Annotated in this window: 21 protein-coding genes, 1 tRNA gene and 1 riboswitch; of the genes, 13 read left to right on the forward strand and 9 right to left on the reverse strand. The window is 45.5% G+C overall.

Going from position 1 to position 26,504, the window contains the following annotated elements:
• Positions 1-293 precede the first annotated feature (293 nt).
• Positions 294-587 carry a magnetosome magnetite crystal formation protein family gene (locus AC5ELV_RS15440; protein WP_264454632.1) on the reverse strand — a complete coding sequence of 98 codons (294 nt, stop codon included), beginning with the start codon at positions 585-587 and terminating at the stop codon, positions 294-296.
• Positions 588-761: 174 nt separating this feature from the next.
• Here AC5ELV_RS15440 and AC5ELV_RS15445 point away from each other — a divergent pair.
• From AC5ELV_RS15445 to AC5ELV_RS15455, 3 genes are all read left to right on the forward strand, one after another.
• Positions 762-835, forward strand: a tRNA-Arg gene (locus tag AC5ELV_RS15445).
• A gap of 294 nt (positions 836-1,129) precedes the next feature.
• The gene (locus AC5ELV_RS15450; protein ID WP_493430882.1) at positions 1,130-1,453 is read left to right on the forward strand and encodes a hypothetical protein; all 324 of its coding nucleotides are present in this window, start codon (positions 1,130-1,132) and stop codon (positions 1,451-1,453) included.
• A gap of 509 nt (positions 1,454-1,962) precedes the next feature.
• Positions 1,963-2,865, forward strand: a complete 903-nt coding sequence (locus tag AC5ELV_RS15455) for a PhzF family isomerase (RefSeq protein WP_322252267.1) — start codon at positions 1,963-1,965, stop codon at positions 2,863-2,865.
• Between the two features lie 161 nt (positions 2,866-3,026).
• Here AC5ELV_RS15455 and AC5ELV_RS15460 read toward each other — a convergent pair whose 3' ends face one another.
• Positions 3,027-4,370 carry a 6-phospho-beta-glucosidase gene (locus AC5ELV_RS15460; RefSeq protein ID WP_013311670.1) on the reverse strand — a complete coding sequence of 448 codons (1,344 nt, stop codon included), beginning with the start codon at positions 4,368-4,370 and terminating at the stop codon, positions 3,027-3,029.
• 186 nt (positions 4,371-4,556) lie between these two features.
• Between AC5ELV_RS15460 and AC5ELV_RS15465 the strand changes: the two genes are divergently transcribed.
• From AC5ELV_RS15465 to AC5ELV_RS15475, 3 genes are all read left to right on the forward strand, one after another.
• Positions 4,557-5,531, forward strand: a complete 975-nt coding sequence (locus AC5ELV_RS15465) for a LacI family DNA-binding transcriptional regulator (RefSeq protein ID WP_493430883.1) — start codon at positions 4,557-4,559, stop codon at positions 5,529-5,531.
• A 158-nt stretch (positions 5,532-5,689) separates the two neighbouring features.
• Positions 5,690-7,108, forward strand: a complete 1,419-nt coding sequence (locus tag AC5ELV_RS15470) for a helix-turn-helix domain-containing protein (protein WP_493430884.1) — start codon at positions 5,690-5,692, stop codon at positions 7,106-7,108.
• Positions 7,109-7,696: 588 nt separating this feature from the next.
• On the forward strand, positions 7,697-7,864 hold the full coding sequence (locus AC5ELV_RS15475) for an aspartyl-phosphate phosphatase Spo0E family protein (RefSeq protein WP_323873246.1): 168 nt from the start codon (positions 7,697-7,699) through the stop codon (positions 7,862-7,864).
• On the opposite strand, the gene thiE is transcribed toward AC5ELV_RS15475, so the two are convergent.
• The 6 genes from thiE to AC5ELV_RS15505 form a co-directional block, all read right to left on the reverse strand.
• Positions 7,809-8,522: a thiamine phosphate synthase gene (thiE, locus tag AC5ELV_RS15480; RefSeq protein WP_493430885.1), complete on the reverse strand. Its 714-nt coding sequence runs from the start codon at positions 8,520-8,522 to the stop codon at positions 7,809-7,811. The two genes, AC5ELV_RS15475 and thiE, sit on opposite strands and share 56 nt — an antisense overlap.
• Entirely contained in the window at positions 8,519-9,349 is an 831-nt protein-coding gene (gene thiD / locus AC5ELV_RS15485) for a bifunctional hydroxymethylpyrimidine kinase/phosphomethylpyrimidine kinase (RefSeq protein ID WP_493430886.1), read from the reverse strand. Before thiD ends, thiE begins: the two co-directional genes overlap by 4 nt.
• Positions 9,346-10,191 carry a hydroxyethylthiazole kinase gene (thiM, locus tag AC5ELV_RS15490; RefSeq protein ID WP_493430887.1) on the reverse strand — a complete coding sequence of 282 codons (846 nt, stop codon included), beginning with the start codon at positions 10,189-10,191 and terminating at the stop codon, positions 9,346-9,348. The genes thiD and thiM overlap by 4 nt, the downstream gene beginning before the upstream one ends.
• Before the next feature lie 71 nt (positions 10,192-10,262).
• Complete coding sequence (gene tenA, locus AC5ELV_RS15495; protein WP_493430888.1) at positions 10,263-10,952, reverse strand: thiaminase II; 690 nt, start codon at positions 10,950-10,952, stop codon at positions 10,263-10,265.
• A 137-nt stretch (positions 10,953-11,089) separates the two neighbouring features.
• A riboswitch (TPP riboswitch) is annotated at positions 11,090-11,192 on the reverse strand.
• A gap of 178 nt (positions 11,193-11,370) precedes the next feature.
• Positions 11,371-12,324, reverse strand: coding sequence for an AEC family transporter (locus AC5ELV_RS15500; protein ID WP_493430889.1), 954 nt, complete (start codon positions 12,322-12,324; stop codon positions 11,371-11,373).
• A 73-nt stretch (positions 12,325-12,397) separates the two neighbouring features.
• Positions 12,398-14,119, reverse strand: a complete 1,722-nt coding sequence (locus AC5ELV_RS15505) for an NAD-dependent malic enzyme (RefSeq protein WP_493430890.1) — start codon at positions 14,117-14,119, stop codon at positions 12,398-12,400.
• 521 nt (positions 14,120-14,640) lie between these two features.
• Here AC5ELV_RS15505 and AC5ELV_RS15510 point away from each other — a divergent pair.
• The 4 genes from AC5ELV_RS15510 to AC5ELV_RS15525 are packed head-to-tail and all read left to right on the forward strand — an operon-like array spanning position 14,641 to position 19,113.
• Entirely contained in the window at positions 14,641-15,762 is a 1,122-nt protein-coding gene (locus AC5ELV_RS15510) for a glycosyltransferase (RefSeq protein ID WP_342426969.1), read from the forward strand.
• Between the two features lie 4 nt (positions 15,763-15,766).
• Positions 15,767-17,032: a polysaccharide biosynthesis protein gene (locus AC5ELV_RS15515; RefSeq protein ID WP_493430891.1), complete on the forward strand. Its 1,266-nt coding sequence runs from the start codon at positions 15,767-15,769 to the stop codon at positions 17,030-17,032.
• Positions 17,016-18,242 (forward strand): glycosyltransferase family 4 protein, encoded by a 1,227-nt coding sequence (locus AC5ELV_RS15520; protein ID WP_493430892.1) that lies wholly within the window; start codon positions 17,016-17,018, stop codon positions 18,240-18,242. The genes AC5ELV_RS15515 and AC5ELV_RS15520 overlap by 17 nt, the downstream gene beginning before the upstream one ends.
• Positions 18,202-19,113 (forward strand): glycosyltransferase family A protein, encoded by a 912-nt coding sequence (locus AC5ELV_RS15525; protein ID WP_493430893.1) that lies wholly within the window; start codon positions 18,202-18,204, stop codon positions 19,111-19,113. The genes AC5ELV_RS15520 and AC5ELV_RS15525 overlap by 41 nt, the downstream gene beginning before the upstream one ends.
• Here the strand turns inward: AC5ELV_RS15525 and AC5ELV_RS15530 are convergent.
• Entirely contained in the window at positions 19,081-19,785 is a 705-nt protein-coding gene (locus AC5ELV_RS15530) for a response regulator (RefSeq protein WP_493430894.1), read from the reverse strand. The two genes, AC5ELV_RS15525 and AC5ELV_RS15530, sit on opposite strands and share 33 nt — an antisense overlap.
• A gap of 45 nt (positions 19,786-19,830) precedes the next feature.
• Between AC5ELV_RS15530 and AC5ELV_RS15535 the strand changes: the two genes are divergently transcribed.
• Genes AC5ELV_RS15535 through AC5ELV_RS15545 form a run of 3 tightly spaced genes read left to right on the forward strand, consistent with a single transcriptional unit; the run spans position 19,831 to position 26,491 of the window.
• On the forward strand, positions 19,831-20,280 hold the full coding sequence (locus AC5ELV_RS15535; RefSeq protein ID WP_493430895.1) for a hypothetical protein: 450 nt from the start codon (positions 19,831-19,833) through the stop codon (positions 20,278-20,280).
• Positions 20,277-22,010 (forward strand): ATP-binding protein, encoded by a 1,734-nt coding sequence (locus AC5ELV_RS15540; protein ID WP_493430896.1) that lies wholly within the window; start codon positions 20,277-20,279, stop codon positions 22,008-22,010. Before AC5ELV_RS15535 ends, AC5ELV_RS15540 begins: the two co-directional genes overlap by 4 nt.
• 50 nt (positions 22,011-22,060) lie before the next feature.
• Positions 22,061-26,491, forward strand: coding sequence for a glycosyltransferase family protein (locus AC5ELV_RS15545; protein WP_493430897.1), 4,431 nt, complete (start codon positions 22,061-22,063; stop codon positions 26,489-26,491).
• Positions 26,492-26,504 lie beyond the last annotated feature (13 nt).

Here is a 26,504-nt window from a genome sequence, read left to right on the forward strand (position 1 = left end):
TTGTTGATTTGGGCCCCGGCGCCATCGCCGGATCAGCGTGAAAGGAGGGGAAAATCATAGACGGCAAAGCGAATTATAAGAAAAATAAAGGTAGCAGTTATATTCATAACAATGAGTTCGCGGAAGAAGTGCTGGAGAAAAACGTAAGACATGAAGTACGGAGAAGTCCTAAACGCTTTGGGAATAAATAAGCAGCCATTGAACCAAATAGCAGCAGCAACTTATCAAAAATGACCCTAAAGAAGCCTCCGTATCCCGCCACATTAGCGGTATGTAGGAGGCTTCTTTTTGAACTAAGCCGCTTCACGCAGCGTCATAATCCCTTTGTAGATGTTATACACAAAAACCCCGAGATAGACCACTACGAATAGCAGTACAAACCCGATCACTGAACCTGCATGATTCGACGTTATTATAAAATACACTAGCGGAATTGCCGCAATAATGGGGAAAATATGCGATAAAATAGCTTTTTTTGCATGTCCCTGAACATATTCGTCCCGTACTGCAATCCACACAATGACAGGCACTAGAAAAGGTGCGAAGAAAATGCTGAAATAACAAAGTGACGACAAAAGACCTCTCACGGCTCAACCCCTCCTTTATGCATGGTTCTTTGTACATAATACCCCGTTAGCGTCCAAATGATTCCTTTTGTAGCCAGCTTCCCTATATCATGAAAAAATGCTTTTGACAGTTGCCCGAAATGTGATATAATAATCAATGCGCTGAATACATAAGGTTTTATTGATCACCATTTTGTCCCAGTAGCTCAGCTGGATAGAGCAACGGCCTTCTAAGCCGTCGGTCGGGGGTTCGAATCCCTCCTGGGACGTCGAAGCGTTCAGATATGTAAAGTTTGAACGAAATTAAAAATGCTTCAAATCCTTGATATATAAGGGTTTGGGGCGTTTTTTCTTTTATTGGGGTTACGATAGAAAACGTTAGAAAAAGGTGTGATTAATACACCTGTTTACTCAAATTATACACACGATTTTTACACGCTATATAAACTAATACCCCTATATAGTAGCACGCCTGTTGAATAACCACAAAATGGCAGAAAAAAGATCGTCTTTTCTGCAGAATCGTTGGTACCATCCAAACGAATCCGAAAGAAGACGATCTTATGAGAAATTCTATCACGATTACATCTATCCTTCAATCCATGCTGACTCCTGAAGAAGTTCAAAGGGTTGTGAAGTTAATAGGTTATGAAGACAAAGCCCGCAAGTTTACGGTGTACCATTTACTCCAATACTGGTGCATGGCTGCGTTGGAACAATGGGGTAGCTATCGATCCATTGGGCTCCTTATCACGGAGAGCGTGCAGGTATTAAACTTCATGTCGCTTTACGAGCAGAAAATGGGCAACCCCTTCAGGGGGGCAAAACAGATCAAAAGGCTTGATGGCAGATTGAAGTCTTCTTTCGTTGGATCAAGCAACATTTGAATATTCCAACGCTGTTGGGCATGACTGAAAATGCGGTCTATGGGCAATTATTCTGTGCTCTAATCGTCTATGTCCTGCTCAATTGGCTATTTGTTGCTGCTCAGACCTCATGGCCCCAACATGCCGTTCTTTCCTTTGCGCGATTTTCTCGTCTATTTCTTCTTCAAAACTTACCTGTTGAATGGCTGATTCAGATTCAGCACGTTCTTCTTCAGTGCACCTCTTGTTTTATGAATTGAGTTACTCAACAGGCGTGGCAGAATCTAAAAGTATCTATAATCATAAAAGATTTATTCCATTTTTAGATAAGGATTGAGAAGACCATTTCAGCTAACTGCGGCTTTAGTTTAATAACAATCTTCCATAAAAGAGCGCGATTCTATAATAAGGATCAGTTCGTTTTCATTAAAGTGTCATATTATATCTTTTAATTTAAGTGAAACTGCCTAAAAAGTATGCTAATATCAGATTTAACAGACAGACAAACTAGTATTTATAGAGGCGAAATTGTGAAAAAATATAGAATATATCAAGTAGACTCATTTACAAAAAATAGATTTCATGGCAACCCTGCTGGAGTTGTTCCAAATGCAAATGGACTTACAGATGAGCAGATGCAGAGAATTGCAAGAGAATTAAATAATTCGGAAACTGCATTTATTTTTGAAACAAATTCTTCAAATTATGATGTTGGAGTAAGATTTTTCACTCCAACAACAGAGGTTCCAATTTGTGGTCATGCAACAGTAGCAGCACATTATGTTTATGCAATTGAGAGAAAAGCTGAAACTGGAAGAATTATTCAGAAAACAAAAGCAGGTATATTGCCTGTTGATGTTATAAAGCATGAAGATGACTATTCTATTGTAATGACACAGGGAGAACCTTCTGTATCAGAGCCTTTAAATGATGAAATAAGAAGTCAGATTGCAAATGCGTTAGGTATTTCTTGTAAAGATATTTGCATGGAATATCCAGTTGCGATATCTTCAACAGGTCATTCTAAGGTAATGGTTCCGATTTACTCCAATGAAATACTACATAGTTTAAAACCTGATTTGCAGAAGCTTACAGAAATCAGCAAGCATATTGGATGTAATGGATATTATGTTTTTACATTAAATCCACAAGAGGATATATTGGTTCACGGAAGAATGTTTGCTCCTGCAATTGGAATAGCTGAAGACCCGGTGACAGGAAATGCAAACGGACCGCTTGGAGCCTATTTGGTACACTATAACATTTTGCAAAATGAGAATGAGCAGTCTTTTGATTTTAATATTTTACAAGGTGAGGCAATCAAAAGGGAGGGAACAATGCATGTCCATGTGAAAAAGGAACAGGGAAAACCCGTATTAGTTCAAATTACGGGGAAAGCGGTTATTGCTTTTTCAACGGAGATGATACTTTAAAAAAGTCTAACAAAATTATCAATAAGCTTAATGACGGATTGTCAAGCCAAGTACAAACCAATAACACCAATGTCCCAGCAAGTACTCCTGGGACGTATAGCAAAAAGCTTCCTACATGTAGGAAGCTTTTTTGTGTTTTAGTGGGATGATAGGCGGCCTTTTTATACCGTCGCTTTCTCCTTATGAGCAAAGAATTGAGGCAGATGCTCTTTATGTGCTTCTAGCAATTCATCCAGCACGGTTTGAGCAATGTCACCGCTTGGTACGAGCGGATTCAGGGTAAAGGCTTGTAGTGCGGTTGCATAGTCACCGGTGACTGCCGCTTCAATCGTCAGCTCTTCCATTGCCTTCATTACTTGCAGCAAGCCCCGCTGTGCAGGTGGGAATTTGCCAAAGTTGACAGGTTCGGCACCATGGGCGCGAATGACACTGGTCACTTCGATGGCGCTATCATAAGGAACATCATCAATCGCACCATTGTTACGTGTACTAACTACCATCAATGTGCCTTTGTTGTTATAGATGGAATTAATGATCTCACAGGCTGCATCGCTGTAATGCGCACCACCGCGTTTGGATAGTTCCTCTGGTTTGTAATCCAGATTCGGATCTTTATACAGTTCGAACAGACTTTCTTCCAGACGTTTGACCACTTGGCCCCGAGTTCCTTCGTTTTTGGCTTCCTCTAATTCTTCCTTGAGCATGTTATCCGTCATATAGTAGTACCGATGGTAAGGACAAGGCAGCATTTTCAATTGACGAACTTGATCATACAGGAAGCGCATGTTTTTAATATTTTCAACGACTTTCTCCGGCTTTGCGCCAGGAGCATACAATCCTTCAATGACTTGCTCTGTTAATTCGGCTCCGGTTTTGTCATAAACTTTGTGCCAATGAAGGTGGTTAATCCCTGCAAATTTAAAGAACAGCTCTTCTTCCGGTTTGTCCAGCACGGCCGATGCACTCTTGATCGCGCCGATTGGAACATTACATAATCCGATGACTTTATCCCACTGACCATAACGAAGCACGGCTTCGGTGACCATACCCGCAGGGTTGGTAAAATTAATCAACCATGCATTCGGACACAGTTCTTTCATATCTTCGACGATACTGAGGATAACGGGTATGGTGCGAAACGCTTTGAACATTCCTCCGGCACCATTGGTCTCCTGACCAATCATGCCATGTTTTAACGGAATACTTTCATCCTTAATCCGGGCCTCCAGCAAGCCTACCCGAAATTGGGTCGTTACAAAATCAGCGTCCTTCAACGCTTCCCGACGATCCAGGGTCAAATGTACCTCACAATCAATGCCTGCGGCCTTTACCATCCGTTTGGCCATGGCGCCTACGATCTCCAGTTTTTCACGTCCTGCCTCAATATCTACCAGCCACAATTCCCGAATGGGAAGCTCTGCATAACGTTTGATGAAGCCTTCTACTAATTCTGGTGTATAGCTGGAGCCTCCGCCAATGGTTGCAATCTTTATGCCTTTTTTCATGGTTAGTGCCTCCTAAGTATGTTTTGTAAACCGCTTTCTTAAGCACAAACTCACTGTAATCCCTGTAATGCATTACAGGTCAAGCGCTTTTAAAAAACTTATTTTGGGAAGGTGACAATTATAGGGCGGGCATCACGAACATGCTAAACACGAACATGCTAAAATAGAAAGAACGAGGTGAGAAAAATGGCGAATATTCATGAAATTGCAAAGCTGGCGGGGGTATCCTCGGCTACGGTGTCCCGTGTCATTAACAACCATCCGTACGTGAGTGAACCGACAAGGCAGCGTGTGCAGGAGGTCATAGATCGGCTGGATTATGTTCCCAATTTAAATGCGGTATCTTTAAAAAAGGGGATGACCAAACTCATAGGGATTATTTCACTTTCTTTTAATGATTCATTGGGTTTATTTGTGCGTGGATTTACAATGTATGCTCAGGAGCATGGCTTTAATATCGCGCTGTTTATTACGAATGGGGAGAAGGAACGGGAGCTTGAAGCGCTGGAAATGTTGCGGAGAAAGCAACTGGACGCCTTGGTCTGCATGATTCGCGTCAATGAGTGGAGTGTGATTGAGCATTATACAAAATATGGTCCGATTGTGACCTGGCAGCGTGTAAACATTGAGGCAATCCCGTCTGTATTTATGGATCAGTATCAAGGCTATACGCTGGCGTTGGAGCATTTGTACGCCCAAGGATACCGGAAAATTGTGAATGTGTACGGCAGCATGCGGGGGTTGAATACGAAAGAACGCATTCGAGCTTATCATGACTTTTGCGAAAAATATGATTTGGATGCTGAGGCCTTCCCGCATTTTTATGATTTAAATTCAATAGATGCTGGTGAACAAATAGCTCATTGGTGGGCAGAACGAGCACCAACAGACAGACCGGATGCCTTTGCCTGTTCTACCGATTACTTGGCAGCAGGTCTTTTGACTGAAGCACGGAGACTCGGTGTTTCTGTACCAAGCGATTTTGCAGTAGTAGGCTTTGATAATACCGAAATCTCACATTTGCTTGATTTAACAACGATTCATTACCCGATAGACAAGCAAGCTGAGAATGCGTTCATTATGATTCGCAATGCCCTGGAAGGGCTGGATGAAACGATACATCATCTGGAATTCAAATTAGTAGAGCGAGCGACCACTTAATTCTAAAAGGGATTTCATATTAGTGGTTATTAATTACCATATTCAAGTTTATATAGTAGGAATAATGGAAGAAAAATGTTGACACATGTTAATGCTTGATGAATAATGTGAAGTGAAAGTACAAAATTTGGATTTTTTGTATGAAGGGTGGTTATGACTTGGGACATACACCTACGATTTTGGCGAAGTTAGAGGATTATTTAGGGGAAAATAATTTGACGCTGGCACAATTTGCCGAATATTCAGGTGTTCATCAAAGAACACTTAATAATTGGATTGCCAAGCATCGTCCTGTTGCGATACATCAGCTAGATCGAATCACTTGGGCTATGGGACTACCAGAAGGTTTTTTTTACGAACTATACATAGATAACTACATCATTGAGCGTTCCCCGGATTGGAGGCGAATTGAGCCGTTGTTGTTTCGCTGTGCGGAACTGGACAAGTTGGATGCTATCCAGCTTGTAGTGGGACATATTATGGAAAATCTACTTTATTCCTCGAAGCTATTTGAGGCGGCAGAACAATTATTTGCACAGGGCCAGCATGCTGCTGCGTTGTTACTCTATGAGGGGATTGCAGAAGCGGAAAAGTACCAACACTCCGAAAGATTGGCCATTTGTCAATATCGAATCTTTACGATTCAGGTTGGAGACGATCAGAATCGAAATCTCAAGGCAGCCACCCGATTTGAACCCTTTGTTGAACGTCTGGATGAAATAGAACAGCTTGATGCTTTAAAAGATTTGGCGAACGTATACCGTTCTTTACAAGAATGGGACATGCTTTATGGGACGGCTCGAAAAATGAGAGATAAAGCGGAAACTCAATATACTTTGAAACATCGACAGAAAGTCAGGAAGCGTGAGGAAGCTGCCGAGAAGCTGAGTCGTCCCATGTTTGTGTATATCACTTATGCCGATTTACTATGTGCGAGTGTCTGTGAAGCCCAAGGTGATTATCAACAAGCTTTACAATTTACGTACGCCTACGCTGATTTAGATTGGGTCATAGAAACGGACGAAAATACTCAATACTGGGTTAACTTGTATCAACATTGGGCAAAAGGTAATACTTTTGTAAATAAACTTCACTCTGGAGATACAAGTGTGCTTCCAAATTATGTTAAATATATTACAGCAACATCAATCACTGACGAAAACGAAAAGCTCTCAAAGCTGTTGAACGTTATGATAGCAGCTAACCGATATATGATAGATATCGATGATGTACTCTCAAAATTTGAAAAAGACATTGATTCCTTTACTCAATTATCAGCATCTACTGATATGTACACTCAACAGGTCTTACCAAATTATCTTGCATATTTTGGTTATGAATTGGCCTATTACTATTTATATAAAGGAATGTATAGTGATGGCTTTAAATATTTGAAGTCTGCGACGCTAAAAGCGATTATACTAAATAACGAAACTTATTTTATAAACTGTATGGGACTATTCGAACATTTTAAAGGATACGCAATGGATGAAACAAAACTAGAGTTTTCAAATATCATTGAAAAGGTGTGGTTAAATAATGTTAAAAAAAATGGTACTGCTGATCGTCGCGACTAGCTTTTTGTTTATTGTAGCTATACCTGTTCAGTCTTATAGCCATAATCAGAGTATTCAACCTCAAGTACAAATTGGGGGCTCTTAAACCGATAGAAACAAATAAATCCTCGACGACCAGTTAAGGTTAGTGGAGATTTTTCTCCTGTAATCAAGGGAGCACATTGTAAATAGGAACTCTTAAAGTATTAGTATATTTTGGAGGATGTGTTATTTTTGACTACGGCGGTCATTTTACTTATAGCGAATATTCTACTTATTCTTCTTTCAATTGTTGGTATTGTTCTAATCATAGGAGTATTGTACAGAGGGTACACTTTGTTAGGATTACTTATTGCTGAGAAAAAGAATAATGAGATCAAACAACATAAGGTTAATTTCTAAGTCAAATTTGGTTTGTATGCTCTAATATTCATTTTATGAAAAAGGGCCTCTGTTCCACTTAATTAGTGGAAACGGAGGCTCTTTAACGTGGATTTAGGCACATCTTTGTTTATGCAAACTTTTGAGATGTTCTTTTTTTGTTAGGCGCATTATTTAAAAATCCAAAAAACGTCTTTTTGTTATAAAATATGACATATAGGAGGGATCATGCTGATGAACCAAGGTGTGACTTTACTTTGTGTCGAACGAGCTAGGAAGAAACTGTACCAGGTCCAGAAAAAGTATGGATTTTTAACACATCCCAAAGTAGTCGAACAATCTAAAAAGCTGGATGATCTGTTGAATCATTATCAAACGCGTAGATCGGATCATTGAAAAATGAGACCATATTTTTTTTGAATTCCACAACCGCATCTCTAACCTGCTTTGTCTGTGTCACGGCTGAAATCACCGCCACACCATCTGCACCTGCACGTGCGACTTCCTCAACACGGTCCACTGTAATACCTCCGATCCCAACAATCGGCACATCAATTCCCGCTTTACGCATCTCATATAAAATTGCCGGTCCATGTACAGCATGGGCATCATCCTTCGAGATGGTGGGATAGATTGGCCCGACGCCAAGATAATCAGCACCCTGCAGGATGGCACGACGTGCTTCCTCAATGGTATGGGCGGAGACGCCTAGAATTCGATTTCCGATTCGCTCGCGGACAGATTCGGCGGATTCATCGTCCTGACCGATGTGAACACCGTCAGCGTCGAGTTCAAGAGCCAGCTCCACATCGTCATTGATGATGAAGGGGACACCAGCGTGGCGGCACAGTTCCTGTAGCTGGCACGCAAGTTCGAACATAGGAACGCCCGTTAACGCGCCAAGACCCTTTTCCCGGAACTGGACCATGGTTGCGCCTCCAGCCAGAGCCTCCTGCACAACCCAGCCTGGTTCCGCGAGGCAATTCACGCTTCCAAGCACCAGGTACATCTGTAGCTGGCGGCGCACCACCTCTGACAACATTCTGCCGCTCATAGAAGCATCTCCTGACGACGACGGAAGGCCCAATGATTGGTGGGCCCATGTCCTTGTCCAAGCTGCAAAGATTCCTCAATCGCCGCCTGGATGAAGGCTTTGCCATTCAAGATAGCCTCCGGTACAGACATCCCTTTCCCTAATTCCGCGGTAATCGCTGCCGAGAAGGTGCACCCAGTTCCGTGTGTATGGACAGTCCGTACTCGCTTGCCGCTCAGCTCTGTAAAGGCGGTTCCGTCAAAGAGCAGGTCGACAATCTGTTCGCTGCTCTCGCTCTCGTCAGAGTGGCCACCCTTGATCACAACGAATTTTGATCCCATACTGCTAATATGTCTTGCAGCCTCGCGGCGATCCTCCATCGTACGGATACTGATCCCGGTCAGGGCTTCCGCCTCCGGAATATTCGGTGTAACGACCAGGGCCAAGGGGAGCAAGTCGTCCTTCAAAGCTTGCACCGCTTCCAGTTGCAGCAGTTCAGCGCCTCCCTTGGCAATCATCACGGGATCGACGACGACCTTTTTCCAGCCGAACTTTCGGATCTGCTCGCTCACAAGTCGGATGATGCCCGCATTAAACAGCATGCCAGTCTTCAGGGCATCCACTCCAAGGTCTAATCCTACAGCTTTGATCTGTTCCGCTGTTGCTTCCGGTGGCAGCGGATATACGCCGTGAACCCCTAAGGTATTCTGTACGGTAATGGCCGTAATAGCTGACATGCCGTACACGCCAAGTTCTTGAAAGGTTTTGAGGTCGGCCTGAATTCCTGCCCCGCCGCCACTGTCCGAACCGGCAATCGTCAGTGCTCTGGGTACACGAACGTCTGTCATCGAGCACCACCTGCTGTGGTTGTTCCGGCTTCACGGACAGTGACATGCCCCTCCAGCGAACCTGTATGTAGTTTGGCGAGCTCGTCGAGAAAGGCAATCTGGAAGCTGCCGGGCCCCAGCTCTGAGGTGCATGCTGCGGCTCGGGAAGCTGCTGCACCGTAAAATGCCAAGCCTGCTGTACCTGCGAGCAGCAGGTTGGGTTCAACAGCTGCAAAGGCACCTAACACAGAGGTCAGCAGGCAGCCTGCTCCGGTTACCTTCGTGAGCAGCGCGTCTCCACCGCTAATCATTCGTGCTTCGGCCCCATCGGTAATGACGTCTTCTTTTCCAGTGATGACTACCATTGTATTGAGCGTTCGAGCAGCCCGAATTGCCAGATCGACATTGCCGTTGTCAGCACTGTCACCAGCATCTACGCCTTTAATCTCACGGGCTTCTCCAACAAGATGCGCGACTTCGGCTGCATTGCCTCGCACCAATGAGATTTTGACTTCTCTCAGGATTCGTAGTGCCGACTCAGTTCTAAAGCTCGTTGCTCCCGCACCGACCGGATCTAGCAGGACTGGGACACCGTGTGCATTTGCTGATTGTCCAGCAATGATCATGGCATCCACCAGTTCGCGGTTCAGCGTACCGATGTTTAACACAACGGCACCCGCTATTTTTGCCATGTCTGCTACTTCCTCGGGTGCATAGGCCATCACCGGGGAGGCGCCCAATGCATACAGGCCGTTGGCCGTAAAGTTGGTGACTACCACATTGGTCATATTGTGAACGAGGGGTTTGCTGTTTTGTACCTTCGTCAGGAGATCCGAATAACTTTGTTCCCATGTACTCATCATGATTATCCTCTCTATAGTTGGTGGTTCAACAGGGCATTAACCGTACTTCATGTATCGAATTGCCAGGCTGACTATTCCAAGACCGCTGCCTGCATCTGGACCGGCCATTCTTCCTGCTTATAAGCCATGTCCCAGAACTTATATTCCAGCTGGCAGCTCAGTATAAAATGCTCAATCATCCGCTCCCGCTCAGCAGCCGTTGCGTCTTCCGCCCAAGCATCTACACGTTCTCGGAACTTGAGTGTTGTATCATCAAGCTGGTCTCCATAGAAGCCCATCCATTCATAAAACGGATGGGACTCATCCGGCTTTACTTCATCCAGCAGCCTGCGACCAATCTCGGCATACGTCCACATACATGGCAGCAGCACAGCCAAAATCTCGCCCAGGCTGCCCTCATGCGCGACCGTTAGCATGTGACGGATATAGTGATGGGCCGACGGAGCGAGTGGATATCCCTGCAACTCTTCATAGGTCACCCCTGCGACAGCACAGAAATTTTGATGCGGATGAACCTCGCTGTGTAGAATAAAAGAGATTTGTTCATTAAATACAGCCATGTCCTCCCGATTCGTGCATTTGGAGATTGCGATGCCGTATATCCGCATGTAGGCGTTCAAATATTCAAAGTCCTGTTTTACATAGTGAATCAGCTGTCCCCTTGTCAAACTTCCTTCAGCAATACCTCTCACAAAGGGATGCTCAAAAATCGCTTGAAAAATGCCGTCCGCCTGCCGACGGAGTTTTTGTGTAAAACTCAATTTCCCCACCTCCATCAAATTGAAGAGCAAGAAGTCCTGTAAGGATACAATTCCGGAACAACGCTAAAAAGCCGCCCCGGAAAATGGAGCGGCTTCAACAATAGGCCCAATACGCAAAAAAAACGCTTGAAACCTTATATATAAAGGCTCCACTTTCCTACGCTAGTGCGAACTAGATCAGGTTCAAAGGGTCCAAGATACGTTCTTGTCTCAGCCATAGTGGCTCCCCTAGTGGACTTCTATTCTTTTGACTATTACTGTACATTCGTTCATACGCTATGTCAAACATACGTCTATCTGGTCAAAGGTCAAGTGACAGAGCTGAAGTTGGCTTTCGAGGGGAAAAGGTGCTGGAGAAGGTCAGTTCCGTCTACACGAAGGAGTTCGCGGCAGGCTCCAGTGTCTAAAAAATCAGAATTTATACCAAAAGAGAAATCAGTACTGGGAGTGTAACGAGCGATATGACAGCACTGATGACAAAGGAGGAGGCTGTTTCTGATTCCAGGCTTTCAAAACGGGTGGCGATCATAGCGGCGACTGCTGAACCCGGGAAGGAAACGAGCAGAACTGCCTTCACAGTATCTGCAGACGACAGACCGCACAGGTAGGCGATCAGCAGCATTAATAAAGGCTGTACAATTGTTTTTAACAGTGCGATGGCAAAGGCACTTACACTAAAACTAATGTTGCGTACGCCAATGGTCACTCCGACCGCGAATAAAGCGGCCCCGGACGTAATGTCTCCGATTTGATTCAACGATTTGTTCAACAAATCCGGTGAATGGAAGCCGAACAAGGTCAAAATTACACCAATCAGTGGAACCAGCGCCAGCGGTTCTTTTAAGCCATGAAGAATGGAGTCCCAGATTAACCTTCCGAGGTGACCGTTCCGTTCCTTGCCTGAATTCCGGCTGGCTACGGTAGCTATAATAGTAGCCGCCGGGTCAAGGACGGCATTGACTACAATTCCCGTAAGCGCAATCGGAATGGCGACAGCAGAGGAACCGTAGATGGCTCCAAGCACCGGGATACCCATAAAAGCAAAGGTAGGCTGTGCTGAGTTCAAAGCAAACATGGCGGCATCCTTCACTGACTGCTTCCTCGCAAAGCGGGACAGTAGAAGGAGAACGGCAAAAAAAACGACAATGCCAATGAACAGAGCCAGCAGGAATGGCCATTGCTCGATGAGTGCTTTCCTGTCCGTTGTCGTGATACCGATGAATAGATGCGCAGGCAGTGCAAATTTGGTAACCAGTGCATTTAGGGCCTTGGAGGAAGAGGCATCAAAGCTTTTGTAATGCCCCGCTAACCACCCTAAAATAATTACGAAAAAAATCGGCACCAAAATATACAAGATATGTCCGACACTCATAGATCGATTCTCCTCGCTTGAACTGACGTATTCTGCCTGTCTGAACAAGGCAATATTTTTCCTAAACGGGGCATTAGTGAGGGTGATGAATTACACTTTCCACTGCTTTGACCTTCGTATATTCCGGTTTCCACATTGCATCTCGTATAGCTTGTTCCACATTTGAAATGTGTGCTTGAGCTACCTGATCCTGAATCGCGGCTTTCGCAACCGCAACCGCAACAGCGTACGAAACATCACGTAATTTTCGGATATGAGGGAGCAGCGCACCGCCAGGCTTATTCGAATCCACGCCATTGGCAACGGCATCTGCTGCGGCTGAAAACATGGCAGGCGTAATCCTTTTGGCTTTCACTACAATCGCACCCAGACCTAGTCCCGGGAAAACAAAGGCATTGTTCGCCTGTCCAATTTCAAATTCCGTACCGTTATAGGTAACGGGCTCAAAAGGACTTCCGGTAGCGATCAATGCTTTGCCATCGGTCCACTGTATCAAATCCTCGGGTACCGCTTCGGCAAGGTTTGTAGGATTGGACATGGGCATGATGATCGGGCGTTCCACATGCTTGGCCATTTCCTTGATAATCTCTTCTGAAAAGGCACCTGCTACACCGGAAGTTCCAATCAATAGAGTAGGCTTCACCTGACGGATGACCTCCAGCAGTGGTATTTTGCCGTCATCCGACCGCGTCCATGAGCTGACCTCTTCTTTTTTACGTACATATGGTTTCTGATAATCCAGGACATCTTCCATATCGTCCGTTAACAGTCCGCGGTAATCAAAAGCCCAAAATGGCTTGAATGAATCTTCCTCCGAAAGACCATCCGCGATCATGGCTCCCCGAATTTGGTCAGCGTTGCCGATTCCTGCTGCCCCCGGGCCAAAGACAACTACTTTTTGCTCACGCAGCGGAATCTTGGTGACACCTACTGCCGAAAGAATCGCAGCCAAGGTTACCGCACCTGTGCCTTGTATATCATCGTTGAAGGTGAGAATGCTTTGTCCGTATTTTCTTATAATATGGCGGGCATTTACGCTACCCACATCTTCCCAATGTAAAAGCGCCTTCGGGAATTGAGCTAACGTTTTGCTGATAAAAGTATCAATAAACTGGTTATAGGCTTCTCCGCGAACCCGTTTATGGCGGTTTCCGATGTACAGCGGATCATTCAGCAGCTTTTCATTATTCGTGCCTACATCCAGTACAATGGGCAGCACCCGCCCTGGATGAATGCCTGCCGCAGCTGTATACACAGCAAGCTTACCGATAGCAATGTTAATCCCCCCGACACCCCAGTCTCCGATGCCCAAAATACTTTCAGAATCCGTTACGACGATCAGATCCACATCTTCACCACTCAAACCGGAATTATAAAACGCTTGTCCAATACCGTTCGGGTTATCTATCGACAAATATACGCCCCCAGGGCGGTTGTACTCGTGACTATATTCTTGAATCGCGGTTCCGACGGTCGGCGTATAGACTACGGGTAGCATTTCACTTAAATGATCGGTTAGTAGCCGATAGTAGAGGACGACATTTCGGTTGTGGAGGTCGTTGAGAGAAGCATTTTTACGCAACATGGTAGGTTGTGCGAGAAATTGCTGATATGCTCGTACGCTCTGTTTCTCCAATGAAAGGACGGTTGGAGGAAGGATTCCATCCAAACCCAGTTCTTTGCGTTCTTCTTCTGTAAAAGCGACACCTTTGTTCAGTAGGGGATTTGCCAACACATCCTTCCCCCGTAAAGGAGTAGATAATGACCCATCGCGATTGACATAAAATGCTTCCATAGAAAGACCTTCCTTCTCTTCATTTTTTATATTGTAAGGATTTTACAAAATTCGATTCCAGTCGCTCCGAAGTGCAAGATATAGACGAACTAAACCATTTCGATCTATATCTTGTTCATTGAAAGTCGCTTATCGGATTTTTGCAAAATCCTCAATTATTCATAATGAAAGATGACATGTTGTCCATAGTATGGACGTGCCAATTTGTTTTATTCGTTCATTTATCTATGACAAAATAACCATATTTATTTCTCCCTATCGGTCTAGAAGAACTAATTTTCGATATGGATTTGCTAACTGATGCTGATGATTTCGGTTCTAATGAATCAGGTCCAAATACTCTGTTTTTATCAAATATGAAAATTAGTTTTTCTTCTCTTCTTCCCTTATATATCATGGAGTGTCAGCTATTTTGTTAAGAAAATATGAAGTATTTGGACATTAATTTAACCTCTATAAACAAACATTCTTAATTCTTTTTCAACAAAATAGAACTATTCGGAGGAAAAGGAGAGGTTTGTGTGCAGGGACCTATAGCCATTTTTAGCGATAACGACAGGGCTATTGATTATCCCAATGTGATTTGTTTTTACCAATATATACAGTGCAAGGACACGGAGGCAGCTTCAGTCTACGAGAACGCATGTTGTTGCTTGATTGATTATAGGGAGCCGGGGCAGGCGGTGCGGAAAGCCAATCAGATCCGTAGCCAATTTCCGCAAATGCCATTGTTACTGGTAACGGATGTAACATTTCCGTTCAGTGATCAGCATATGGTGCAAATCACCGGAGTAGGCCGTTTGCGCCTGCTATTTTGGCAAGCCAATAACACCGAAGAGATGCTTTCGGAAATACAAAGCTTGCTTTATCCCGAGTATTCGACCAAAAGCCAACATATTGCATTTATCTTGTCTGTATATAACGAAGAGCAACGTTTTGTTCATGTCAAAACCTTTGCTGAACGACTGCAAGCCTTTATCCGCAGCCATATTATTGAAGGTTCGATTTATCTCATTGATGATGGCAGCCACGATGGTACCAATGCCTTGATTAAAGCGCTGGAGGCAGCAACGGACTTGTCCGTAAACCGGATTAATCAGAATCTTAGTCCGCTGCTTCAAACAAGGGAATTGGGACGCAATACACGTAAGGCAGGGACGTATCTGGAAGGGATGCGAACCATTGGTGCGGATTACTATGTATTTGTGGACGCGGACGACTCCTTTTTTATTGAGGATATTGCCAGAATGATTAATGTTGTTCAGCAGGGCTATTATGATGTCGTGATCGGAACCAAGGATATGACCGCCGAGAATCGATCTTTATTGCGATCTGTTGTCAGCTTTGGTAAACGGGTCATTTCCCGTCCTTTTTTACCAACAGGTGTGGTGGATTCCCAGACTGGGCTTAAAGTGATGAGTTCGGTTGCAGTGAAACGGATGTTTCCGCATTTAAAGGAACAGCTCGGACTGGCGCTGGATCTAGAAATGATGTTTATTGCCAAGCGACTCCAGCTTCGTGTGCTGCAATTACCCGTCAAATGTATTGACCGGGATGGATCGCACATCCATGTCTGGAAGGATTCTATTCGTTTTTTACGCTCCATCATTGATATTTGGCGACTGGATCGGCGGGTGAGATAACAACGTGAACAACCGATTGCGATCGTTGATGTTTCCTCTCTTTAATGTGCTGCTTAACGGATTTAATTTTTTCTTCCACATTGCAGCGAGTTGGTATCTTACCGGACAAGCTTATGGCCAGGCGAATGCGCTGCTGGCACTTTTTGCACTTTTATCCGTTTTGGGTTTATCCATTCAGCTATTAACCGCCAAACTGGTCTCTAAGGGAGACAAAAAACTTGCACTACGAAGCTTACCGCTCGGTTCTCTATTACTAAAAGCTCCTCTGATACTAACCGTGCTTGCCATGATCATTTTACTCATCTTTCATCCGTTACTGCGCTCGCTATTAGGCGTCGAATCCAGCCCGCTGTTCATGCTGTATGGCTTGATCGGACTGCATATTCTGGTGAGTTCGTGCCGCGGAGACTTACAGGGCAGGGAACGCATGTTGGCGCTCAATGTGAACTATTACATTGAGGTATTGGGGAAGCTGAGCCTGTTTTTTGTTCTGGCTGCACTGGGGTTAAAGCTGGAAGCCCTACTGTTAGCGAGCTGTGGGGGAATGTTGCTGTCGCTGCTCCACGGCTGGATCGTTTCGGCTCGTGGCTTGTCCTTATTCACATATAGTGGAGAACATATCCCTTCTGGGCTATGGAAATCATTGGGTCAGGATTTCACCGATAGCCTTATGACGAATTTATTCATTTTGTTTTGTATCTCCATCGACATGTTGTATGTACAGCATTACTTTCCCGAGCAGGCCAGCAGCTATGCCATTGCGCTGAAGTACAGCCAGTTGGTCTATTACGTTTCGTATAGCCTAATTGCTGCCTTTATTCCAAAGATCGGTGCGCAGGGGCATGACCGCCAAGCTTTGGGCAAGCTGATTGCCGTCTATGCCGGATTAATGGCAGTAGCTGCGATCTGTGTATACGTGGGCACGACCTTTGTATTCCCAACCTCTATTCCCATATTATTCGGAGCCTCTTACCAATCGGCCGAGGCCTATATTCCATGGGGGGGATGGGTGTACTGGCTATTTTCCATCGTGCTGTTTTTTGTGCATGTGCACGTATTGGTGGGTAGACGCAAATTTATGTTCAGTCTGATGGCAGGAGCCGCGGCTTTATTAGTAGCCTTTCATATTGCCCACACAGAGCCGGTAGATTTTTTGCTATCTGAGTTCATGGTTTACGGAGCTATGGCTCTCTACTTTGTGATAGACGCCTATGTGCATTTGTTCAAAATAAAGATAAAGGGGGATTTACCCCATGAATACCATACATGAACAGGACGGTAAAACTGTAGTTCTATTGCTTTCCTGGCGTGACATTCGTTCACCTAAAAGTGGGGGAGCAGAAATTTTCACCCACGAAATGCTTAAACGCTCACAGCAAGGCCGCTTCCAGTTCATTCATTTTTCACCCCAATTTGAGGGGATGCCTGAGCATGAAATTATCGACGGTGTTACGTATATTCGAAAAGGGAACATATACAGTGTTATTTATTATGCGATGCGCTATTACCGTCGTCATCGAAGGAAGATCGACTATGTAATTAACCAGGCGAATACGCATCAATTTTTTACCCGATTTTGGGTGGAGGCATCTAAGCGGATTTTCTTTATACATCAGCTAACAAGGGAAATATGGTTTGAAAATGCCAAATTCCCGCTAAATGTTATTGGGTTTCATATGGAGCCCTTGATGCTTAAGCTGGCTCGTAAGGATCAGACGCTTACGGTATCTCCGTCTACTCGATATGATCTGCTTAAGCTGGGCTTTCACCCGGATCGTGTCCATCTTTTACCGGAAGGCATTGAGTTTGATCATTGGCCGCGCGAACAATTTTTATCGAAGGAGCCGAATCCGACCTTCATGTACGCTGGGCGCTTCGTCAAATATAAAGGCATTGATCTGGTCGTTGAGGCCTTTGGGCAGCTCAAGGAAAAGTTCCCTCAGGCTATGTTATGGATTGCCGGAAAAACCGATAAAACCTATGTGGCAGAACAATTGTTGCCGATTATGAAACGATATGGATTGACATACGGAGAACCGGATGAACAGGGACGATCGCAAGCCGATATTACCTTTTACGGATTTGTTTCAGCAGAGCATAAGCTGGAGCTAATGAGTCGTGCCCACGCGCTGGTGTTCCCTTCCTTACGTGAAGGCTGGGGGTTGACGATTACCGAAGCGGCAGCCGTTGGAACTCCCAGCATTGTCAGCAATTCACCGGGTCTGGTGGATGCCACGGATTTTGGGAAAAGCGGGTATCTATGCTTCCACGGCGACATCCGGGGATTATCTGAACAAATGGAAAGAGCAGCGCAGGGTGGCGAGGATTACATGGCCATCCGTGAGCGTGCGTATCAATATGCGTTAAGATTCCATTTTGATCATACGGCTGCTGCGTTTGAGCAGTTGATGAAAGATTGGGTAGAGGAGGCGGAACAGAGTGGACAAAGTGGTCATTCTCTTCTCCACATACAACAATGAACGGACGATAGAGCCTTGTTTGCGAAGCTGTATGGGGCAAAATTACAAGGATCTGCATATTGTAATTGCTGATGATGGCTCCACTGACCGGACCGTCGAGACGATTCGCATGTTGTCGGCAGGGAGTGCAGTACCCGTAACGATATTGGAGCTTCCCCATGGGGAACGGGGAGTCGCTAGGGTCAGGGCGGTTGAGGAAGCGAAACGCTTGGGTGCCGAATACATATTTGTATTGGATTCCGATATGATTTTAGCCGAACATCTGATTCAGCAGAGCATCGACTTTTTTGACGATCATCAGGATATTGGCGCCTTGGTCGTTCCGGAGGAGGCGTATTCGGAAGCGGACAATTTTTTTTCCAAAGTGAAAGTTTTTGAGCGAAATGTAATTAACAACGCGGGTGAGACCTTGGGAAAACGCTCCATTGAAGCGGCACGCTTCTGGCGAATGAGCGCTTACGAATCGACGGGCGGCTTTAATGCGGAGCAGATTGCTTTTGAAGAAATACAGCCGACCTTGCGTTATATAGAGTCTGGTGGAGTCATTCGCCGGGCGGTATTTACACGGGTATACCATGATGAAAAACAGGTGTATCTGCAGGATGTATTACGTAAAAAAGCCTACTACTTTTCGGTGATGGATCGTACGATGTCATCTGAAGAGGGCGGATTGCGAAAGGCGCTGGAACGTTGGTATTTCTTCCGTCCGGTGCTGTATACATGGGGGAATTTGAAAAACTATATCCGTCACCCGTTGCTGACGATGGGGATGTTGTGGATGTATGTATGCCTGACTGTGATTGGGGCGGCCGCCGTGTTAAAGGGCGGCACCCGTCACTCAGGCGATCTCGCTAAGGCGGATAAGGCGTAACGATGAATGGCCGAGAGTCAGCGTATCCAGCGTGTACAGGTCGGGATCGGAAGATTCCGACTCCTTATACGGTATATATAATGAATGCGTGGTTAACTGAATACCTTCTCCGTCAGGATGACGTAGTGAGCGGCCGACAGGATACAGCTCAGCGAGTGCAAAGTGTACAGCGGTTACGATATCTTGTTCATTCAGCAGCACATAGGGTCTGTACGGAGCATTCAAAATGCTGTCTATAAATACTGACAGGTCGGAAGCTACGTTCTGCTCTGCATGCAGGCTGTTTCGATTGAGTTTGGCCTGATCAAGCGCCTCATACAGTATTTTTTTTAGCGTATCATCATCCAGCTCCAGCGGTTTCGTCAAAAAACGGAACACACCGACTTGATTAATCGCCGATAAAATGGACTGCGTATGCAGGTGACCAGACAAAATGATTCGTACGATATGTGGATAATCTTTCTTAATCATGCGAAGGAAGGTAATCCCATCCAGACCAGGCATGAGCAGATCGGAAACGACCACATCAATCGGGTGCTGTTCCAGCACTTGTAGGGCTTCTTTGGGCGTGTGAGCGGTATGTAAGGTGAATGCTTCTTGCGTCAAGGTCCGTTCAAGCAGGGACAGAACCATAGGGCTGTCGTCAACAAATAGAATGTTTTGGGGTGTCATAAGAACTGCGCAACTCCAATCAGGAAGTAAGAAATGAGGAACTACATGTATAATATCAGCGTTTTGGCATTTTTGAAAGATGTCAATACAGAACGGGCGTTGCGTCTTTTTTGTGAACGATTTGATTCGGCTGAGCATGCCCTCTGGGAAAAAGGTATGCGTCTCCTTCATCAGTATCATGCTGCACGACATACAGGGGTGACCCTGGCTGTCTCCAGCGCACTTCAGCATATGGACGATCGTCATGATATTTACGTTGTTGATCTGCGAGAATACGGCGAGGAAGAGCTGGATCGCTTATATATCGCAAAAACATGCGAGTTGATCCTACTGACGGACGGGGCAACGGAAACCGCTGCGAGGTTTGCTGCCCTCCAGCGCCGCACTCCCCGGTTGCTGTGCGCACGGATACCGCTGGTCAGCTATGAGCTGGAATGCCTGATGCAGGCTATTTTGAGCCGTCTTGAACAAAATGGAGGGGACAGGGAAGCATGAAACAATGGGCTTTGTTGAAACCAGGTTGGCAAAAGCTGATCCTGTACCTGATCGTTCTGGGTGTGATAGTGTTCTTGGCCGCTGTTCTTCAATGGTTTGTCGTGCGACAATTCAGTAATCATTTGGCGGAGATTCAGAACGAACAGCTCCAGTATGAGGTACAGGAACTTTCTAGCAGCATAACCGAGCGTTATGCCGCATGGCAGGCTGAGCTGAAGGAGCTGTCGTCCAGTCTGGGCAGAGATATGCTGAATCAGGGAACACGCCAGTATCCTGAGGGATTTAAGCGTGAAGGCGGTACCTTTTATGTGCTGGATGAGCAGTATCATGTTATGGTCGGACGAGACAATCGCGAGATGAAAAGTGCGGTCCAGCAGATTAAATGGCTGCAAAATGGTTGTGCAGTAAGCTCTTTTGTGACAGAGGATCATCAGCCTGCCCAGTATATAGCATGCAGGATTCAAGGAGCACAGATGGGCGGTTTTATGGTGCGCACGGTTGACGCTGATATGCTCAGCGGGATTATTAAAAGTAAACCGGTTAACCAGCATGAGACCTTATTTTATAACGGTCAATTTAAGGTCGTAGCTTCCCGAAGTACTTCGGATATTAACCGAACGGACATCACGGGCGTCACCCGTAGGCTGCTGGAGGGCAATACAGGTATCATCGAAGATGGCGGAGAGAAACACGGAATAGGATACAGCCGCATTGGGGAAGAGGCCCTTTACATATCGGTTAAGGATGTCAGTCAGGATACAGCTCAGCGAATCAGCTCCTTTCGCAAACAGTTGTGGATGGTCATGGTTCTGATATTGTTCATTCTGTGGGCCATGCTCGTACAGTTCCGCAAACGGATTGTAAAGGATGCCATCGTGAACAATCAGGTGCGTGACCAACGGCGTGATGAAGATATGCGACAGCAGCAGGACACGTATTATTTGCCATTAATGCAGACGATTGAGCAGCAGCTGCAAGAGCTGCAAGAGCAGACTAGCCGTCTCACGGGCGGTGATGATTTGAAACTGCTCGGATTTTATCATGATCTAGCAAACCGCTTTGAAGCGGCTTCCAGTCAGGGAAAAGGAGCCTCCCATGAGGAACTGGAGTATTTTCGCGAGTTGAATGAAAATTTCATCCAGGGTCGTCTCAGACAGGAATCCTCACTGGGAGAGTTACTGACAGGAGTCCGTAGCCTGCGCGATGAGCTGGAAGAGAAGATGCATGATAATAGTGGAATTAGCTTTACAGATATGAATGAAGTATTGTCTGAGTCGCTGAAATGGGCGAACCGTTCGTTGAACATGAAGAACATTCAAGTGGTCTTGCGGCAAGAGCCTGTTCCATCCATTGCAGCACAAGCACCTATGCTGTACAAAACGATTCAGGGGCTGCTGGAAAATGCAGTGCAGGCCATGGGCCAAGGCGGAGAACTGCCTGAGGATCAGGAACAGGGCCGAACAGGTCTGCGGTCCAAGCGAAAATCTCAAGTGCTTAAGGTTAGTTCACGGCTGGAAGAAGGAGAAATTATTATTAACATTGAAGACACAGGCGGCGGGATTGATGATAAAATGCGTTGGAGCTATTTCCAGCCGGACTATTCCCAAAACTCGCAGGAGCATGCGTTCAGCCTGTACCAAATGGATGCATACCTGAAGACCATAGGCGGTCGTTTAAAGCTGCGTAATACCGATCAGGGCTTGCAGGCAATCGTTCGTTTGAGAAGATAGGCCCAAGATAACCGACAGATATACGAGAAGTTCAAGAGAGGGGGACAAGCATGAAAAAATGGATATTTCGCTACCGCTACGATATGGCGGCAATGATGTTGATGTTGATTGCGATTGTTGCATATCTTGCACCTATCTATGGACCAGGGCAAATTGTGTTTAGCGACATTGCTTTTGGAGCCACCTCTCATCGGTATCTGGAGGAAATAACCGGGGTATGGAACGAGCGTTGGTCTACCTCGACCTTGTTCAATGCTCCACGTATCCTGTACATCTTGCCCTTCTATGGACTGTCACTCTTATTTGACGAAAGCGGCCCGGTCTTGCTCAAGTCGTTTATTACAGGCTTGTTATTTGTTTCGGCATTTTCGATGTATGCCTTTGCCAAGCGATTGGTTAGCGTGTATTATTCACCAAGCTTTACAAAGACCCGTATTTTTGCCATCATGGTCGGCTCGTTGTTTTATGCGCTGAATCCGTGGGTTATTTTCCGCATTCAGCATATTTATTTGCTCTGTGGATATAGTTTGTTTCCGTTAATGCTGCGATTCTTTTTCAGTGCGGTGGACCCCAAGTTTCAAATTCAACAAATTAAAAACTATCATCCCCACAAGCTGTATCAGCGGAACTGGATCGACCTGTTCCTGTTGGCTGCGGTATTCACCGTTAGTGCTGCGGCAATTCATTATTTTTTCTTCGGCATGATTTATTTGGGCTTGTTCACCATGTTGCTATTGATCAAGTTGACCTGGACCCACCGTAAAGCCGGTCGCACCTATTTGCAGCCGCTATACAGCAATTTTTTGCGTAAAGGGATCATATTTGGCGTGTTTTTTAGTCTGCTCAGTTTTTATTGGTTGTCTCTATATGTTGGTAGCATGTTGATGGACGCTCAAGCGTCTCAGCATAATATCAATGTCGTGGATACGTTGTCTCTGTTCAGCCGCAACAGCAGTTTAAATAATGTGGGTTATTTACTGAGCTATTGGTGGCCCATGTTTTCCTTGTCCTCGCTGCCTGTCATGTTTTATGTAGGAGGGGGATTTTTGTTGCTATTGATCGGATATGCGATGGTGACACGTTCACATAAAAATCCGATTATTCTAATCTTTTCGCTACTTACGCTGCTGTTTCTGGTTGCAGCTACAGGGACGACGTTTCCGTCCATTGCCAAGTGGTTTGTCATTCTGGTTACGAAAACTCCTGTAATTGGTTCGGTTTTCCGTGATCCTAACAAGTTTATTGGACTGATTGCCCTTAATTTCGGCGTGTTGCTGACCTTTGGCGTCATTCAATTTATGGAATGGTTCGGATCATCCCCGTTGCAGCGTGTATATAAAAAGCTGGCGGTCGTTATCGTCGTCTTGTGCCTGGGGGTATATTTTGCTCCCTTGCGTACTCAATTCATTGAGGGGTATTACAAGCCGGTACAAGTGCCGGAGGCCTATGGTCAAATGGCTGAAAAGCTGACTGACCCGGATCGTTTCGATAGCAAGGCATTGTACTTTCCGATTGCTGACAATATGATTCAGAGCTATAACGGAGTAGCCACGCCCAAATGGAATAAAGGGAAGACCGCAAACGAGAAGGCAACCGGAGATTTTCAGGTATACTCTTCTCCTAAAAATACGATCTTTCATCATGAAGGCAATGATCCCGGTATTACATACTATATGAATTTTCTGCAGTATGTTATGGACAATGGATTAAGCTCCCGATTAGGCTGGCTGTTCTCTACCTTTGGGGTCAACCAGTTGGTCTACCATGATGAATATGTGGGGCAGGAGAAACGTCAGGATTTCCACCTGTCTCAGCTGGAAGGTCAGACCGGGCTGAAACGTACGTACCAGAACGGGTTGTTTTCCATATTCAATCTAGAACAGGCACCGCCCTATATGAACATCCTTGCGAGTAAAATTGTAACACCTTACGGTTTTAGCCGACTGGAGAGCTACAGTCATCTGCCTGGTTTTGATTTTAGCCGCTTTGGAGTGCTGTTCAGTGCGTTAAAGCCTGAGCTAAAAACCATCCAGACGATTAACAAAGGGGATTATGTGGAAGCGGCGTCCTTTAATGATTTGCTGTTGTCACAGCTTCCAGCAGAGGATTACTTACGGCCTTTTGATGCCATTGAGGATGGTAACGCCTTTTTAAAATGGTCCAAAACCTTTGCCTCGACCAACGATTGGTTATGGTATTTATCCTCTCAAAATATACGGAACTTTCCGTTCGATATGGAAATGGATGCAGGGATTGCAGTCACCTTTGCCAGTAAGAAGCTGGATGTGGCCCCGTATCAGATGAGCAGTATCGAAGGGAAGACGGTCGTGGACTTTGATTCTATGTTGCGGACCGAAACCTTCTTCAAGCCGGATAATCCGCAGTTGTTCAGTGTGCAGGCTAATCCCCGTGAGGAATTGAATGATGTGCCAACTCTGCACGGCGAAATTATGAAGGGAGACCCGAGTAATATATGGCAGGTCGCTAGATCAGGTTTGCTGGAAGCCAAGGAAAATAATCCGTATCAATTCCAAATTACCGTTTCCGGTCGTGGAACGAACAAAATGCATGTGAAAATGAGATTTTACGATAAGCAAATGCGTGAGCTGGGGGTTAGCTATGTCGTGGCGCCTTCGGAAGGATATAATTTTGACAGTGTGAAATTTTACGGGGAATATGTGTCGCCGCCCGGCAGCTATTGGATGCGAATGGATTTGTTAACCCTGCAGCGTCCACAGCAAAAAAATTACTGGTGGATTCATGATATCCAGCTGCGTGATTTGGGGCAATACAGCAAGCCTAACATGTTTACGATGCACAAAAAACTGGATCAACCTCAAACCTCGCATGTATATGCTAGAGTGTTTATGAATAAGGCAGGCGGGAAATTACAAGTCACACTGCCGGACAAAGTAGTAAGTATCAAAACTCAGGATGATGGCTTGAACCAATTCCAATGGGTTGATCTGGGAGTGCATGCCTTTCCTAAAGGAGATACCCCGGTCACGGTTAATAACCTGCAAGGCTTTAATGCGATTAATCAATTTGCGATTGTGCCTGTGGATCAGCTAGATCAGCTATCTTTTCCAGTGGAGCAGGCATTGAAGCGGGGCAAGCTCTTTTTCACCTTGGAGGCAGAAAACGATTTTAACGCCCAAGGAAATGTGCAGACGGAACGTGCTTTACCCAGACTTAGTATGGGGCGAGGGATCAGCTATCAGAAGGGGACGTTAAGCAGGGATGTGGAAGTCGCCAAAACGGGAACCTATGCCACAGCTATTTTGGCTAATCTACCTGCCGGGTATCAGGGGTCATTAACGATAAAGTTGATGAATGAAGAGACAGGAAAGGTGCTGACCAGAACGATTCGCACGGAGGAGTCGTATAAGCGGCTACCCGCTACCTCTTTATCCGAAAAGCTGGTTATTGAAACGGTGTCCGATCAGGATGGTTTTGCCAAAAAAATCATACAAATTCCCGGTCTGCTGAATGACTACGGCCGAGTAGAATTTAAAAATCTGTTCCTAACCAAGGGAAAGTATCGCTTAACCCTTGTGCTGGACAGCCAAGTACCGTCATTGAGTAGTTTTGGAGATATTCATCGAATGGCTGCGCAGGAAGTGACGGTAATGCCTGGGGAGAACACGAAGGAATCATTGAGCACGACGGATGTCGGATGTGTGGCGGATATTCGACCTGGGCAGACGAATCTGTCAATCAGGGACACAGGACTGTCTATCCGTTACGCACCTAGCTATTCCTGTGACTGGAATATTTATGCGTCCAAGAAAATGAAGGCAGAGCCGCTGCAAGAGTATGCCGTTCAGTTGGATGCGCGATCAGAACAAGTTGGAAGTCGGCACATGAAGGTCATTTTTTTGAATAAAGCGTCCCAGGTTCTCCAAACCTCCTATATTGATGAGGTGGAGGAGAGAGATAAGGAACAATGGAATCATTATGATCAAATTGTGAAGGCTCCGGCAGGAACTGCCTTGATGCAGTTTCAGATTTTGGCGCATGCGCACAAGAAGCAGTCAGGCTTATTTCAAATGAAGGAATATTCCATTATCCCTTATCAAGCGATGATTACAGTGGATCAATTTACGTTGTTTGAGGGAACGGATATGGATACCTTTTTTACGGCACCACATACTTCGGAAAGCATTCAGGCTACTCGTGAGAATTCCATGGAACGTAGTTTTACGCTATATAATCCAACGCATCAGCAGGTGCTGATCCGGGAGACCGAATCACCCAATCCACTATGGGAGTTCAGGCTGGGTGGCGAAAATCAGCGAGCCCGTCTGTCTGTGAATGGAGTAACTACTGGATTCATTACCAATGGCAGCGGAAACGGTAAGGTTGTTATTATTTTAGCCTCTGCCTACCGTTTCGGATGGGGATTGTTCCTCATAGGGATACTGGGTGGAGCAGCTTGTTTTCTTCCTTATCGGCGATGGAAGAAGCGAAATCTTCCATAAAAAGCAAGCTGCT

The organism is Paenibacillus sp. NMA1017 (assembly GCF_058895805.1).